General features: G+C 65.7%; 16 protein-coding genes and 1 tRNA gene. 7 read left to right on the top strand and 10 right to left on the bottom strand.

The window, feature by feature from the left end; genetic code table 11:
* Positions 1–13: 13 nt before the first annotated feature.
* A complete protein-coding gene (locus ABIB54_RS07525) occupies positions 14–760 on the bottom strand; it encodes a FadR/GntR family transcriptional regulator (protein ID WP_354574898.1) in 747 nt (248 codons plus the stop codon).
* Positions 761–964: 204 nt separating this feature from the next.
* Here ABIB54_RS07525 and ABIB54_RS07530 point away from each other — a divergent pair, with 204 nt between their 5' ends.
* From ABIB54_RS07530 to ABIB54_RS07540, 3 genes are read left to right on the top strand one after another with little or no spacing between them, the layout of a single operon-like run.
* Positions 965–1,882, top strand: coding sequence for a proline iminopeptidase-family hydrolase (locus ABIB54_RS07530; protein WP_354574899.1), 918 nt, complete (start codon positions 965–967; stop codon positions 1,880–1,882).
* Positions 1,883–1,932: 50 nt separating this feature from the next.
* Entirely contained in the window at positions 1,933–3,372 is a 1,440-nt protein-coding gene (locus tag ABIB54_RS07535; RefSeq protein WP_354574900.1) for an APC family permease, read from the top strand.
* Positions 3,373–3,375: 3 nt separating this feature from the next.
* Complete coding sequence (locus ABIB54_RS07540; protein ID WP_354574901.1) at positions 3,376–4,296, top strand: acetamidase/formamidase family protein; 921 nt, start codon at positions 3,376–3,378, stop codon at positions 4,294–4,296.
* A 3-nt stretch (positions 4,297–4,299) separates the two neighbouring features.
* Here the strand turns inward: ABIB54_RS07540 and ABIB54_RS07545 are convergent, their stop codons facing one another.
* The 7 genes from ABIB54_RS07545 to ABIB54_RS07575 all read right to left on the bottom strand — a co-directional run bounded on the left by ABIB54_RS07545 (position 4,300) and on the right by ABIB54_RS07575 (position 8,063).
* Positions 4,300–4,650, bottom strand: a complete 351-nt coding sequence (locus tag ABIB54_RS07545; RefSeq protein WP_354574902.1) for a metallopeptidase family protein — start codon at positions 4,648–4,650, stop codon at positions 4,300–4,302.
* Positions 4,650–5,129: a DUF2017 domain-containing protein gene (locus ABIB54_RS07550; protein WP_354574903.1), complete on the bottom strand. Its 480-nt coding sequence runs from the start codon at positions 5,127–5,129 to the stop codon at positions 4,650–4,652. The genes ABIB54_RS07545 and ABIB54_RS07550 overlap by 1 nt, the downstream gene beginning before the upstream one ends.
* Positions 5,126–5,410 carry an ATP-dependent Clp protease adapter ClpS gene (gene clpS / locus ABIB54_RS07555; protein WP_185201040.1) on the bottom strand — a complete coding sequence of 95 codons (285 nt, stop codon included), beginning with the start codon at positions 5,408–5,410 and terminating at the stop codon, positions 5,126–5,128. Before clpS ends, ABIB54_RS07550 begins: the two co-directional genes overlap by 4 nt.
* A gap of 91 nt (positions 5,411–5,501) precedes the next feature.
* Positions 5,502–5,574: transfer RNA gene (locus ABIB54_RS07560), tRNA-His, on the bottom strand.
* A gap of 109 nt (positions 5,575–5,683) precedes the next feature.
* Positions 5,684–6,307, bottom strand: coding sequence for an oligoribonuclease (gene orn / locus ABIB54_RS07565; protein ID WP_354574904.1), 624 nt, complete (start codon positions 6,305–6,307; stop codon positions 5,684–5,686).
* 69 nt (positions 6,308–6,376) lie between these two features.
* On the bottom strand, positions 6,377–7,624 hold the full coding sequence (locus ABIB54_RS07570; protein WP_354574905.1) for an MFS transporter: 1,248 nt from the start codon (positions 7,622–7,624) through the stop codon (positions 6,377–6,379).
* Position 7,625: 1 nt separating this feature from the next.
* Positions 7,626–8,063 (bottom strand): MarR family winged helix-turn-helix transcriptional regulator, encoded by a 438-nt coding sequence (locus ABIB54_RS07575; RefSeq protein WP_354574906.1) that lies wholly within the window; start codon positions 8,061–8,063, stop codon positions 7,626–7,628.
* 267 nt (positions 8,064–8,330) lie between these two features.
* On the opposite strand from ABIB54_RS07575, the gene ABIB54_RS07580 reads away from it, so the two are divergent.
* The 3 genes from ABIB54_RS07580 to ABIB54_RS07590 are packed head-to-tail and all read left to right on the top strand — an operon-like array spanning position 8,331 to position 9,123.
* On the top strand, positions 8,331–8,540 hold the full coding sequence (locus tag ABIB54_RS07580) for an SCO4848 family membrane protein (RefSeq protein WP_354574907.1): 210 nt from the start codon (positions 8,331–8,333) through the stop codon (positions 8,538–8,540).
* Between the two features lie 31 nt (positions 8,541–8,571).
* Entirely contained in the window at positions 8,572–8,850 is a 279-nt protein-coding gene (locus ABIB54_RS07585) for an oligoribonuclease (protein ID WP_354574908.1), read from the top strand.
* Between the two features lie 12 nt (positions 8,851–8,862).
* On the top strand, positions 8,863–9,123 hold the full coding sequence (locus ABIB54_RS07590; RefSeq protein WP_354574909.1) for a thioredoxin family protein: 261 nt from the start codon (positions 8,863–8,865) through the stop codon (positions 9,121–9,123).
* 7 nt (positions 9,124–9,130) lie between these two features.
* On the opposite strand, the gene ABIB54_RS07595 is transcribed toward ABIB54_RS07590, so the two are convergent.
* Positions 9,131–9,637: a MarR family winged helix-turn-helix transcriptional regulator gene (locus ABIB54_RS07595; RefSeq protein ID WP_354574910.1), complete on the bottom strand. Its 507-nt coding sequence runs from the start codon at positions 9,635–9,637 to the stop codon at positions 9,131–9,133.
* Positions 9,638–9,699: 62 nt separating this feature from the next.
* Between ABIB54_RS07595 and ABIB54_RS07600 the strand changes: the two genes are divergently transcribed.
* Positions 9,700–11,814, top strand: a complete 2,115-nt coding sequence (locus tag ABIB54_RS07600; protein WP_354574911.1) for an MMPL family transporter — start codon at positions 9,700–9,702, stop codon at positions 11,812–11,814.
* Here ABIB54_RS07600 and ABIB54_RS07605 read toward each other — a convergent pair.
* Positions 11,789–14,176, bottom strand: coding sequence for an HAD-IC family P-type ATPase (locus ABIB54_RS07605; RefSeq protein ID WP_354574912.1), 2,388 nt, complete (start codon positions 14,174–14,176; stop codon positions 11,789–11,791). The two genes, ABIB54_RS07600 and ABIB54_RS07605, sit on opposite strands and share 26 nt — an antisense overlap.
* Positions 14,177–14,305: the final 129 nt, after the last annotated feature.

A 14,305-nucleotide genomic window follows, 5' to 3' on the forward strand; every position in this document is an offset into this window, starting at 1 on the left:
CTCGGCGGATGGGTCAGGTACCGGCTCGCTTGAGTGCCGACTCCAGCAGTTCGATGTCGATCTTCGCGTGCTCCCGCCCGATCGTGCTGGCTTCGTCGGCATTCCCGGCGGCGATGGCGTCGACGAGATTGATGTGATCGACGAGCGCGCGCGCCTCCATGGTCCTCATGCCCTCTGGCGATCCCCAGAGGTGCGCGGGGGCGGCGATACTGACACGCGATTCGAGTTCGATGACCACATCGCGCAGGGTCGCGTTGCCTGCCGCGTCAATGATGGCGAGGTGAAGCAGTTCGTCGGCTTTTTGTGACGGAAGCCCCGAACCCGCGTTGCGAAACGCGTTCAACCGCTCGTAGAGCACGGAGACATCCCTGTCACTCCGGTTCTCCGCGGCGGCACCGGAGATCACCCCGTACAGCCGGCTGAGCGCTTCGCTCGTGTCGCGGAGCGATTCCCACCGGGCCGACAGCGTACGGTGCACTGAAGCGCTCGACGAGGTCGGCCATTGTTCACGAACGAACGAACCGCCCTCGCGGCCGCGTTGGGTTTCGAGCAGTCCCCGCTCGACGAGCCGGGCGAGGGCCGCCCTCACCGTCATCCTCCCCACCCGGAGGGATTCGGCGAGCGCCCGCTCCGATGGCAGTCGAGACCCGGGAAGATACTCACCGATGGCGATCGCGGTGATCAGCCGGTCGGTAATCTCGTCGATCCGGGAGGCCGTAGCGATCGGTCGTTCGAGTGCGCCCGCTCTGTCGTCTCCCACCCATCCACCGTATCTCCGATCAGAGCGGATGTCTGTGCAGGGAGAGCAGCGCCACTGTAAAAAACCCCTCTCGTGTTACAACCGTATTAACTCCTTCGAAATGGTCTTCTCGTAAGACCATTGCGGCTTCACAATGATCAACAGCGTTTCCGTTCCCGGTAATTCATCGAAGAATCACCCCTCGTTCTGCAAGGAGCCACCTGAATGTCGACAGTGTCCAACCGACTTGTCCCGTTCCGCGAGTGGCAGACCTGGGTGCGCGTGACGACGCCGGATCGGCCTCGCGCCGGAACAATTCCGTTGGTGGTTCTCCACGGCGGTCCGGGTATGGCCCACGACTATGTGCGTAACCTGGCGGCGCTGGCCGATGAGACGGGTCGTACCGTCATCCACTACGACCAGCTGGGATGTGGACGAAGCACTCACCTCCCCGATGCCGCGACCGAATTCTGGACTCCGCAACTCTTCGTCGATGAGTTCGAGAACCTGCTGAGCCACTTCGGCTCGGGAAGCGTGCACGTGCTCGGTCAATCCTGGGGTGGGATGCTCGGGGCGGAGATAGCCGTGCGTCGGATTGGCCAGGTACAGAGCCTGGCGATCTGCAACTCGCCGGCGTCGATGCGCCTCTGGGCGGAGGGGGCTGCCGCACTGAGGGCACTGCTTCCCCGCGAGGTGCAAGATACCCTCGACCGCCATGAAGCGGATGGCACGGTCAGCGATCCCGACTACCTGGACGCCGCGGAGGTCTTCTATTCCCGACACGTCTGCCGGGTCATTCCGACACCACAGGATTTCGTGGACAGCGAGCTCCAGATGGAGGCCGAACCAACGGTCTACCACACGATGAACGGCCCGAACGAGTTCCACGTGATCGGCACCCTCCGCGACTGGAGTGTCATCGATCGCCTTGCCCGGGTGAACGTTCCGACGCTCGTGGTGGCCGGTGAATTCGACGAAGCGACGCCCGCGACCTGGCAGCCGTTCCTCGACCTGATCCCGGGATCCATCGGGCACGTATTTGCCGGGGCGAGCCACTGCACCCACCTGGAACAGCCTGCCGAGTTCCGGGCGGTCATCGCGCGCTTTCTCGACGCACACGACCCGCAGCACGACACGCAATAGCGCCCCATCCGCAGTTCCCCTTCACACCCGCTTGAGAAAGAGAGTCATCCATGTCGATCCGCAGTGATTCCCCGGGAGCCTCCGAGCTCAGCTCGCAGGAGCAGCTCGAGTCCTATGGCTACAAACAGGAGCTGAAGAGATCCGTTTCCACGGTCGACCTGCTCATCTACGGGCTGATCTTCATGGTGCCCATCGCACCATGGGCGATTTTCGGAACCGTCTACAACGCCTCCGCGGGTATGGTGCCGCTGGTCTACATCATCGGTCTCGTCGCCATGATCTTCACCGCGCTGGCCTACGCGCAGATGGCCAAGTCCATCCCCCTGGCCGGATCGGTGTTCTCCTATGTCGGCCGGGGCATCAACCCCACCTTCGGGTTCTTCGCCGGCTGGGCTATCCTGCTCGACTACCTCCTCGTGCCGACCCTGCTCTACGTGTTCGCGGCCGAGTCGATGATCGGTATCTTCCCCGGATCAGCGCGCTGGATCTGGGCCCTGATCTTCGTGGCCATTAACACTGTGGTGAACCTTCTCGGTATCTCTTCGCTCAAGCTGCTCAACCGCATCTTTCTGGCCATCGAGGTCGTGTTCATCGTGATCTTCGTGATCATTGCGGTGATCGCCCTCAACAACGGCACCATTCCCGGCGCCGAATTCACCACGGCCTCGGTCTGGGACTCGAGCAAGGTCACCGGCCCGCTCATCGCCTCTGCCCTCTCGATCGCCGTTCTCAGCTTTCTCGGCTTCGACGGAATCTCGACCCTCGCCGAAGAGTCGACGGGACGCCGCAACTCGGCGGGGAAGGCCATGATCATCGCCCTGTTCATCGTGGCGTTCTTCTTCGTACTCGAGACTTGGCTGGCGAGCGCCCTCGCGGCCGGCCGGCAGTCCTTCCCCGACAACGAGGTGGGAAACGCCTTCTTCAACCTCGTACGGGATGCCTCCAACAGTGGCTGGGCGACGGCATTCTTCGTCGTGAACGTGCTCGCCGTGGGTATTGCGAACGCCATGGCGGCGCAGGCCGCGACCTCTCGATTGCTCTACTCGATGAGCAGGGACCGCCAGCTTCCGAAGTTCTTGAGCAAGATCAACAGCCGCCAGGTTCCGCAGGCCGCGATCCTCACCGTCTCTGCGCTGTCGGCCATCCTGGTGCTCTTCTTCGTCGGGCAGATCGACGTGATCTCGTCGCTCGTGAACTTCGGCGCCCTCTTCGGCTTCATGCTCCTGCACGTGTCCGTCATCGTGCACTACATCGTGCGGAAGAAGTCGAAGAACTACCTGCTGCACCTTGTGGTCCCGGTCGTTGGATTCCTCATCATCGGCTACGTGCTGCTGAATGCCAACGCGGCCGCGAAGATCGGTGGGATCGTCTGGTTGGTTGTCGGACTCGGCGTCTATCTCTATTACCGGTGGTCGGGACGCAAGACACCGACCCTCGGCGAGGAGAACAACGAATTCGTGCCGGCTACCGGAGAGCGTGGGGAACTGTAGACCATGGATCATTTCCTCGACAAGAGTCACGGTAAGCCCGGGTTTTCCGCCTCCGAGTCACCGGCACTTCGTATCGCACCGGGCACCGGCGAGCGAATCGGCTTCGAGACCAGCGATGCTGTCTACGCGGAGCTTCACGAGCACCACGATATGGCTCGCCTGACGGCACAGATCAACCCCGTGACCGGGCCGGTCTGGGTCGAGGGCGCGATACCGGGCGACGCACTCAAGGTGACCATCCACGAGATCAGGCTGAAGGATTACGGCTGGTCGGTGAGCATCCCCGGGTCCGGAGCCTTGCAGCATGTGATGGGCGAGGAGATGTTCACCCGTAAGGTGCCGATCGACTCCGCGGGGGTCCACGTGACCAGCCGGCACGTGTTCGACGCCCGTCCCATGATCGGATGCATCGGCACAGCGCCCGCGCAGGGCTCGAACTCCACCCTCATGCCCTCCTACCCGCAGGGTGGCAACATGGATGTCACTGAGGTTCGCCCGGGTTCGGTGGTGTATCTGCCCGTGATGACCGAGGGCGCCCTCCTCTCGATCGGCGATATCCACGCGATCATGGCGGAGGGAGAGTCGTCATTCGTCGCGATCGAAGCCGAGGGCATCGCGGTAGTGAGCGTCGAACTCGTGAGCGGTATGAGTCTGCGCGCTCCACGAATCGAGACCGCCGACGAGTGGATCTTCGTCGGCCTCGGGGAGCCCGTGCAGGAGAGCATCCGCCGCGGCTACGAAGACCTGTTCGGCTTTCTGGTCGATGATCTCGACTGGGATCGCGGCGACGCGTACGCCGTATTGAGCGCCGTGGGTCACTCGCGGCTTGGCGGGCCGACCGGTGCGGTGGCACCCGACCCACTGCATCCCTTCGACGCGGTCGGGGCGGTGACACTGCACCGACTGCCCAAGAGCGTGCTGTGACCCTCAGCCCCACCCGAGCTCGTGCAGCTCGTCGTCGTCGATTCCGTAGTAGTGCGCGATCTCGTGCACGAGGGTCACGTGGATCTGATCCCTCAGTTCCTCGAGGTCTGCGGCGACGGCGAGCAGCGGCTCACGGTAGAGGATGATGCGGTCAGGCAGCTCCCCGAAACCGTAGTTGCCGCGTCGGGTGAGGTCGACGCCGTCGTAGAGCCCCAGGAGGTCGAGCGAGCCGTCCTCCGGGCGGTCCTCTGTCACGAAGACGACATTCTCGAGCCCGTCGACCATCTCGTCCGGCAACAGGTCGAGTTCATCGACCACCAGCCGCTCGAACTCTTCCGCCCCCAGCGCCTGCATCAGTGGTCCAGGCAGTCGACGAGAGATCCCTGCACGAAGCCCAGCCAGTCGTAGAGATCGAGCAGCGCCGGATCCTCCGACCCGAGATCGCCGTCCGCCTCGATACCCAACCGCGCCGCGATCGTGAGTCGGATATCCGTGAGCGACCGCACCCAGGCCTGGGCCGATTGCGCATCGACCTTCACCGCGGTCGGCGAGCTCGCCCGGGCTGCGGTGGCGAGGTCGGCGACGATGCGATGCGCGTTCGCACTCTTTCGGGAGGCCAGGTCGTCGGCGGTGAAGCGGCGGAATTCTGCGGATGCCTCCACGTCGTTCGGGTAGGCGTCCGGAAGCAGGCGCTCCAATGCCGGGTCGGTGTCGTGGTCGGCGCGAGAGTCGATCAGCTCGGACAGCTGGCTGGCAAGGAGCGAGAGTGTTCCAGCCTCGACCGGTTCGAAGACCGCGACGAACTGGTGGCGGGAGCGGCGAAAGGCCTTCACTCGTCCGCCTTGGCGAGTGTGGCCCACAGCCCGAAGTCGTGCATCGCTTCCACGTGGCGCTCCATCTCCTCGCGGCTGCCGGTGGCGACCACCGCGCGTCCGTCGTTGTGCACCTGCAGCATCCGCAGATCCGCTTCGGCCCGCGTGAAACCGAAATAGCTGCGGAACACCCAGGACACGTAATTCATGAGGTTCACCGGGTCGTTCCAGACGATGGTGACCCAGGGCGAGTCGAGCACGGTCGACTCGACCAACTCGGTCTGCTCGAGGACATCGGTCATAGGTCAACCCTCACACATGCAGAATGGCCCCGCGTTTCCGCGGGGCCATTCTCTTGACACACTGTTCTGCTGCACACCGTGCAACTCCCTGGGTGACCGACGGGGCTCGAACCCGCGACATCCGGCTCCACAAGCCAGCGCTCTACCAACTGAGCTACGACCACCATGCGTGCCGTCCACGATGATTCGCGACCGACACAACTCCACAAGCTTATTACAACCGAAGAGGTTTTGCTGCCGCGTCATCGTGGCGGGGTCGCGACTCGACTGCCGCTAGGAGAGGTGGGGCAGGAACTTCTCGACGACGGCGGCGGAAACCGCCTGGACGTCGTCGGTGGTGGGTCCCGGTTCGGCCACGAACACGGCCTTGCGGTAGTAGTCGAGCTCGCGGATCGATTCGAGGATGTCGGCGAGCGCACGGTGCCCCCCGTTCTTGGCCGGGGCGTTGAAGTACACGCGCGGGAACCAGCGTCGGGAGAGCTCCTTGATCGACGAGACATCCACATTGCGGTAGTGGAGATGGTTGTCGACGCGCGGCATGTACTTGGCGAGGAAGGTGCGGTCGGTGCCGATGGTGTTGCCGGCCAGCGGTGCGTGTTGCTCCGCGGGGATGAACTTCAGGATGTATTCGATCACGGCGAACTCGGCGTCCGCGAGGCTCACACCGTGGGGGATCGCCTCGATCAGACCCGACTTGGTGTGCATATCGCGCACGAACTCGCCCATGTTGTCCCAGGCGGCCTGGTCGGGCTTGATCACGATTTCGAAGCCGGGATCGATGATGTTGAGGTCGAAGTCGGTGATGACCACCGCGACCTCCACGAGCTCGTCGATGGTGACGTCGAGCCCGGTCATTTCGCAATCGATCCAGACGAGACGGTCGGTGTTTGCTGGCATCCGTGAATTCTATCGTCGGGCACCGATGCCGGCGGCTCGGGGCCGGGCCGGCATCGGCAGCGGGGGAGATCAGGCGGGTTCGCCGACGCCGATCGATTCTGCCTCGGCGAGAAGCGATTCCGGGCCGTTGTTCACGCGGCCGAGGAAGCGCACCCCCGAGAGCACCAGGATGGCGGCGATGAGCACGGATCCACCGGCGACGTAATACGGCACCGAGGGGCTGAACCAAATCGCGAGCTGAGCGGCGAGCGGCGGAGCGGCGGCCCCTCCGAGGAACCGAACGCCGGAGTAGGCGGATGACGCGACCGAGCGCGGCAATTCGGTCGCCTCCATCACGGATTCGGTGAGCACGGTGTTGAGGATGCCGAGCAGCAGACCACCGAGAACGACGCAGACGATGAGTCCGAGCGTGCTTCCCGCGAAGACGCCCGCCGCCACGAGGTCGAGGGTGAGCAGGGGAAGTACGAGCGTGAGTGCGGTGGTGCGCTTCATCCGGGCCGTGAGCAATGGTGCGATCCACACCGACGCGATGGCGACACAGAGTCCCCAGCCGAAGAAGATGAGCCCGAGCTGGAGGGCTGCGCTCTCCTTGGGTAGATCGAGCGCGAAGGGGGTCCAGGCCAGCAGCGTGAAGAATCCCATGTTGTAGAACAGCGCGGCACCGGCGAGTATCGCGAGGGCGGGGTTCCCCAGCGCCCGGAACGGGGCCGAGAACTTCGTGGCCACCCGGGCGGACCTGTCTTCCTTGCCGAGCAGCACGACGATCGCGACGAAGGCGATCGCCATGAGTGCCGCGGTGCCGAAGAACGGTCCGCGCCAGCTCACGCTGCCGAGCAGGCCGCCGAGGAGCGGACCGATCGCGATGCCGAGGCCGAGGGCGGCTTCGTAGAGGATGATCGCCGATGAGGTGCCGCCGCTCGCGGCACCGACGATGGTCGCGAGCGCCGTCGAGATGAAGAGCGCGTTACCGAGACCCCAGCCGGCGCGGAAGCCGATCACGGCCTCGACGCTGCCGCTGAGTGCGGCGAGCAGCGCGAACACGACGATGAAGGCCAGACCGATCATGAGCGTCTTCTTCGCTCCGATGCGGCTGGAGATCCAGCTGGTGAAGAACATCATCACGCCGGTGATCAGCAGGTAGCTCGTGAACAGCAGTTCGGTCTGGGCCGCGGTCGCGGAGAGCTCGTGGGCGATCGCCGGGAGGATCGGGTCGACGAGGCCGATACCCATGAAGGCGACGACACAGGCGAAGGCGACGGCCCACACCTCCTTTGGCTGCTTCAGGATGCTCGTTCCGGAGGGTTGTTCGTTGGCCATGTCAGGCCCCCTTTCGTGCGGGGTTGGTGAGGGATTCGAGGATGGTGACGGCGCGTTCGAGAATGTCGGTCTCGTCGGCGCTCAGCTCGGCGAACATCGGCTCGAGGGCCTTGCCGAGTTCGATGCGCCAGGCGGCGAGGGCATTCGTGCCCTTCTCGGTGATGGCGATCAGCCACGCGCGCGAGTCCGCGACGTCCGCGATCCGGTAGATCAGCTCGTCCTCCGCGAGGTTCTGGACGAGTTTGGTGATCGTCGGCTGGGTGACGCGGCTGGCCTTGGCGAGATCGCCGATGCGGTATGAGCCGTCGCTGGCGAGGATCGACAGGGTGCGCCACACGGCGGCGGGAGTCGTGCTCCCCGTCGCTTGCGCGGCGACCCTGGTGAGGCGGTTGGCCTCGACGATCAGTTTCTCGACGAGGGGGCGTTGTGTTTCAAGCATCCACCAAGTATATAGCCAAACTATATAGCTTGTCTATGTGTGGCTGTGGCTGTGGCCGCGAGACGGGTGAGGGCGCGGATGCACGGGTGCAGCGGGTGCAGCGGGTGCAGCGTGTGCGGGTACAGCGGACTTGCCGCGGTTCACTGCGTCCGAGAGCGGAGATCCCGCGCGACACGCCGCCTGGCGAGCGTGACACGCCGCGGTCGGTGAGGATGTCCGCTCTGGGCCCTGCGAGCCGGCATCCGTCACGACCCTAGGCTGGAGGCTGTGACCCTCCTCGCCATCCTGCTCCTCGTCAACGCCGCCTTCGCCGTGATCGTCTGGCCCACCTTCTACCGGAGGGTGGCGAAAGACAGCCGGGCACGGGATGCGTCGGGCGCGGCGACCCGGTTTCTCACCGTGCATCGGGTGATCGTGGGCATCGCCTACCTGATCGCGGCGGCCTCGGCCGTCGCCGCGATCGCCTCATTCTTCTGAGGTTGCCACCCGGTCGTGGTACTAATGGAACATGACTGACGCGCAACCGACCCTTTCCCACGGCGACACCTATATCGCCATCTACTCGGGCGGTCCCAATGACGGGCAGATCGACACCCGCATCTCCACCGACGGGGGATTCGACACCGAGATCACGGTGCTCACCGCTGTCGGAGGCAAAGAGACTCTCACGGACTACACCCTGGTCGACTTCACCGAGGTCGGTGGCCAGTACCACGTGAACTACACCTTCGACGCGAAGGACAGCGAGCCCTTCGATGCCCCGGAGGACCGCGGCGACCGCCAGTAGCCGATTCGCGCCGTGCAGCTCCTCTTCTTCTCTTCGGCCTTCTGCGATCCATGCATCCAGACCAGGGCCGTGCTCGACCAGGCGTCGAAGCTCGTTCCGGCGCTGAAGATCGCTGAGCTGGATGTCGCCGCTCACGGCGACGAGGCGGAGCGGGCGGGCATCCGCTCGACTCCGACGGTGATCGTGCTCGACGCGGATGGCGCGGAGGTCTTCCGCGCCGAGGGCGCCCCCAGCCTCGACCAGGTGCTCGTCGCCCTGGCGAAAGCGGTCTGAGTACGACTCAGTCGCCCGCGGGGATGGCCCCCCGGAACACTCCGATGACCTCGGAGAGGAATCGGGTCACCACTGCGCTCTCCTCCGCGGGGAGGGCTGAGGTCACCCGCGTCACCCCGGCGATCATGGGCTCCAGTGTTGCGAAGGCCTCCTGGACCGATGCCGGCGTCGGCACCACGACGACCTTTCGCCGGTCGTGGGCGTGCGGTTCGCGATGCACATGCCCGAGAGCGGTGAGCCGGTCGACCATGACCGTGGTGGCCGCGGTCGAGATGCCGAGGCGATGGGAGAGGTCCGTGGGGGTGAGGGGTCCGCTCGTCATCAGGTGTTCCATCGCGGACAGATCCGTGTCGTTGATGGACAGCGAGTGACCGACGTGCTTCTGAAAACGGGTCGAGAGAGCGGAGATCTCGCGGAGCTGCTCCGCGATGACCCGGGACGCGACGACGGGAGCGCTGACGTCTTCGGACACCTCGGGCGCAATCGGCTCCCTGGACTTGCGCAAATCTTCCATAACGGACATGCTAAACGATGTGATAGCTAAATAAACTAGCTACCAATCGATGTGGAGGAATCGTGACCGCGATCTGGCGTTTCATCAGCGGCCGACGGACGGCCTGGATCGTGCTGGTCGGCACCATCGTGGCCGTCGGCCTGCTCTTCTCCCTGCTGCCGAGGAATTCCGGCGACAGCTTCCCCAGCACCGGCCTCCCGTCGAGCAGCCAGGCCGCGCAGGTGGATGCCGCGCTGGCGAAGTTCCCCTCGGCGGAGCAGACCGCCGCGATCCTCGTCTGGAGCCGGGGCGACGCGACGCTCACCGCCTCCGATCGTGCAGCAATCGCCTCCCGGGCTACCGCCCTCGGCGAGCTCTCGACAGCTCCCCGGGCCACCGCCCCGCAATTCAGCGATGACGGGAAGGCCGCGATCTCGGTCGTGCCCCTCAGCGTGAAGGCCGTGGACAAGGATGTCGCGGGCACCGCCGACTCGCTCCGCACTGCGGCGGCCAAAGACCTGCCGGCCGGGCTCGACAGCTACCTCACCGGAGGCGTCGGATTCCAGGCCGACATCACCAACGCATTCGCCGGCGCCGACTTCAAACTCCTGCTCGTCACGGTGATCGTCGTCGCCGTCTTGCTCATCGTCACCTACCGCAGCCCCGTGCTCTGGATCGTGCCGCTCGCCGTCGTCGGCACCGCGGACGGTCTCGCCGGAGCCGTCGTCACTGCTCTGGCCAAGCCATTCGGCATCACGCTGGATGCCTCGGTCAGCGGCATCCTCTCGGTGCTGGTCTTCGGCGCGGGCACGAACTACGCCCTCCTGCTCGTCGCCCGCTACCGGGAGGAGCTGCTGAAGACCGAGGACCGCTCGGTCGCGATGCTCACCGCGGTGAAGAGCGCGGGACCGGCGATCGCGGCCAGCGGCGGCACCGTTGCTCTGAGCCTCATCACCCTGCTCTTCGCGGAGCTCGCCGGCAACCGCGCCCTCGGCTTCGCCTGCGCCATCGGCGTGGTCGTGGCGATCCTCTTCGCCCTCATCGTGCTTCCCGCAGCGCTCGTCGTGTGCGGCCGCGGACTGTTCTGGCCCTTCGTGCCGCGCGTGCGCGAGGCATCCGCTGTGGTCAAGGACGGCTTCTGGATCCGCCTGGGCCGCGGGGTCTCGCACCGACCGGTGATCATCACGGTGCTCTCCGTGGCCGTCGTGGGGGTGTTGACCCTCGGGCTGTCCGGCTTCTCGGTCGGCTTGTCCCAGACCGAACAGCTGCTCGGCAACCCCGAGTCGGTGGTCGCCCAGAAGATCGTCGACAAGTCCTTCTCGGCCGGTCTCACCAGCCAGACGACCGTGCTCGCCCCCGAGGATGCCGCGACAGATGCCACCGCGATTGCGAAGGGCGTCTCCGGCGTCGACTCCGTCACCCCGGGGGAGAGCGCCAACGGGCTGACCCAGCTCAACGTGTCCCTCACCAGCGCGCCGGGAAGCGATGCCGCATTCGCCACCATCACGAAGCTCCGCTCCGCCTACGCCGACCAATCCGGAGCGGTGGGCACCACCATCGTCGGGGGACGGGATGCCACGGCGCTCGACAGCCTCACCACCTCACAGCACGACCAGGACCTCATCATCCCGATCATCCTGGCGATCGTGTTCGCCATCCTCGCCATCCTGCTCCGGTCGCTCATCGCCCCCGTGCTCTTGATCGCGAGCGTGCTCGCGACCTTCTTCGCGAGCCTCGGCGCGGCGAACTGGATCTTCACCCACCTGCTCGGCTTCCCCGCCTTCAACACCAATGTGATCCTGTTCGCCTTCCTGTTCCTGGTGGCCCTCGGCGTGGACTACAACATCTTCCTCACCACCAGGGCGCGGGAGGAACGAGTACTGCACGGCACCTCGGAGGGGATGATCCGGGCGCTGTCGTCGACGGGTGCGGTGATCACGAGCGCCGGCATCCTCCTCGCGGCGGTGTTCGCGGTGCTGGGGGTGCTGCCGGTGGTGGCGCTCACCCAGATCGGCGTGATCGTCTGCATCGGGGTGCTCTTCGACACCCTGGTGATCCGCACCGTGCTCGTGCCGGCGATGGTGTTCATCACGAAGGACTTCTTCTGGTGGCCGTCGCACCGTCGTGCGCACAAGCACACATCATCGACGGACCCCGGCGCCCCCACGGAGACTAAAGTCGCGGTGGCACAGCGCTGAGCGATGCTCTTCGCGAGGTCAGCCGGAAGATGATCTCGATGGCGATACACCCCATAGCCGCCACGCCGAACGCCACAGCCAACAGCGGGCCGGTCGGCAGTGTGAACGCAAGGAAGGTGCGCACCAGCGGCACGAGGAAGCAGGCTGCCTGCACGGTCGCCATGGTGAGCAACAGCGCGTAGCGCCGTGCGGTCAGGGGGCGTGCCGACACCACGAGCACCCAGAATCCCACGATCGACAGCGCGATCGCCGCGGCGGTGGACATCTCGCTGTTCGAATACCCTCCGGAGAGTCGGGCGAATGCGAGCACCACCACGATCACCGTCGCGGTCACTGCTCCGGCCGGGAGCGAGAACGTCAGCGAGCGGTGCAGGAAACCCGGCCGATACGGCCTCTGTTGCGCCGCGAGCGCCAGAAGCAGCGCCGGGATGCCGATGGTGAGGCCGTCGGTCGGAGCGAACTGGCGGGGCAGGAAGGGGAACTTCCAGAGCAGCACCCCCACGACGATCGACAGCAGGATCGCGTAGGTGGTCTTGGTGAGGAACAGTTTCGACACTCGCTCGATGTTCAGGATCACGCGTCGCCCCTCCGCGACCACCTTGGGGAGCCGGGAGAACTGCCCATCGAGCAGGATCATGCGGGCCACGGCTTTCGTGGCCGATGCCCCCGATCCCATCGCGATGCCGATGTCGGCGGCCTTGAGGGCCAGCGCATCGTTCACGCCGTCACCGGTCATCGCCACCACGTGTCCGCGCTGCTGCAGGGCCCGAACCATCTGCCGCTTCTGCGCCGGCGTCACTCGGCCGAAGACCGAGTTCGTTTCGAGGACCTCGCCCATCGCCGCGAGATCTGCGGGGAGCTCACTCGCGTCATAACCGGAACCCTCGAACTGGATGCCCACCGCGCGGGCGATGGTGGCGACGGTGTGCGGGTTGTCCCCGGAGATCACCTTCAACTCGACTCCCTGCGCTCGGAAGTAGGCGACGGTCTCCGCCGCATCCGGCCTGACGGTCTCGGCGAAGGTGACGAGAGTGACCGGTTGCAGAGATCCGGGCAGGCGGTGTCCGGCGATAGCGGCGTCGTCCAGGTGATCGATGCTGTGGGCGAGCACCAGGGTGCGGAGCCCGCGGGCGAGGAGGTCGGAGAGCTGCTCCTGCAGGGCGGGATGCGTATCGGGGAGGTGCGCGAAGACCATCTCCGGCGCTCCCAAGACCCAGGTGCCCCGTGACGCCCCGTGCGAGATGCCGAGCGCGCTCCACTTGCGATCCGACGAGAACGGCGCGTATCCGCTCGGCCGCAGGTCTCCGGCCGAGAAGGCGGCCCGCAGGCAGCGCGCGGTCGCATTCGCATCGTCGTCGGCACCGAAGCAGCCCAAGACGGCCCTCCAGTCCGCCGACTCGGCACCAGCCAGCTCGGTGTCAGCCTCGATCGGATGGGCACCATCGAAGGCGATGGCGCCGTCGGTCAGCGTGCCCGTCTTGTCGAAGCAGAGGGTGTCGACCCTGGCGAGGATCTCGATGGCCGCGATCTCCTGCACCAGAACCTGGGATTGCGCGAGCTTCGCCGCCGCAAGGGCGAATGAGATGCTGATCATGAGGATCAGGCCCTGTGGGATGACACTGGAGGCGCTGGCCACTGTGCCGATCAGGGCCTCTCGCCAGTGCCCGGACCGGATCGCCGCATCCCATCCGCCCGCGGCCTGCATCTGCGCGTTCATGACGAGGATGATCAGGGGAGCCAAGCCCCAGCTCACCCACCGGACGATGCGATTGGCCGCATTGCGGAGCTCGGAATTGACCAGGGAGAAGCGCTTCGCCTCCGCGGTGAGTCGGCTCGTGTAGGAATCCGCGCCGACCCGCACCACGCGTGCCGTGCCGTGCCCGGCGGCGACGGCGGATCCCGAGAGCACCGTGTCGTCCGCCCGCTTTCCCACCGGGACTGTCTCACCGGTCAATTGCGACTCGTCGATCTCGAGACCGACCTCGCTCACGATCACCGCATCGGCCGGCACCTGGTCTCCCACCCGGAGCACGAGCAGATCATCGAGCACGACCAGTTCGGTGGCGATCTCGTGGATTTCGCCCCCGCGAAGCACCCGGGCCGGTGTCGCGTTGAGAAGGGCGAGGGAGTCCAGGAGTCGTTTGGCGCGGAACTCCTGAAACACCCCGATCAGCACGTTGGCCAGGGCGGTGAGCCCGAAAAGGCCGTCCTGCCAGTCGCCGAAGAGAATGAGCACCACGGTGCCGGCACCGACGACCGCGTTGAAGAGGGTGAACAGATTGGCGCGAAGGATGTGCCCGAAGCTGCGGCTGGATCCGGTTGGCACGATGTTGGTCACCCCCGCGCGGACGCGGACAGCCACCTCGGTGTGATTCAGTCCGCTGTCGGCCAGCCGCGTGGGATCGACCGTGGGGAGGGAGGGCCGCTGCGGGGCAGCGAACGGATCGGTACCGGGGAGGGACTGCGGTGAGGGCTCGATCGCCTCAATCTA

The sequence above is a fragment of the Frigoribacterium sp. UYMn621 genome (assembly GCF_040549525.1).
Lineage (GTDB): Bacteria > Actinomycetota > Actinomycetes > Actinomycetales > Microbacteriaceae > Lacisediminihabitans.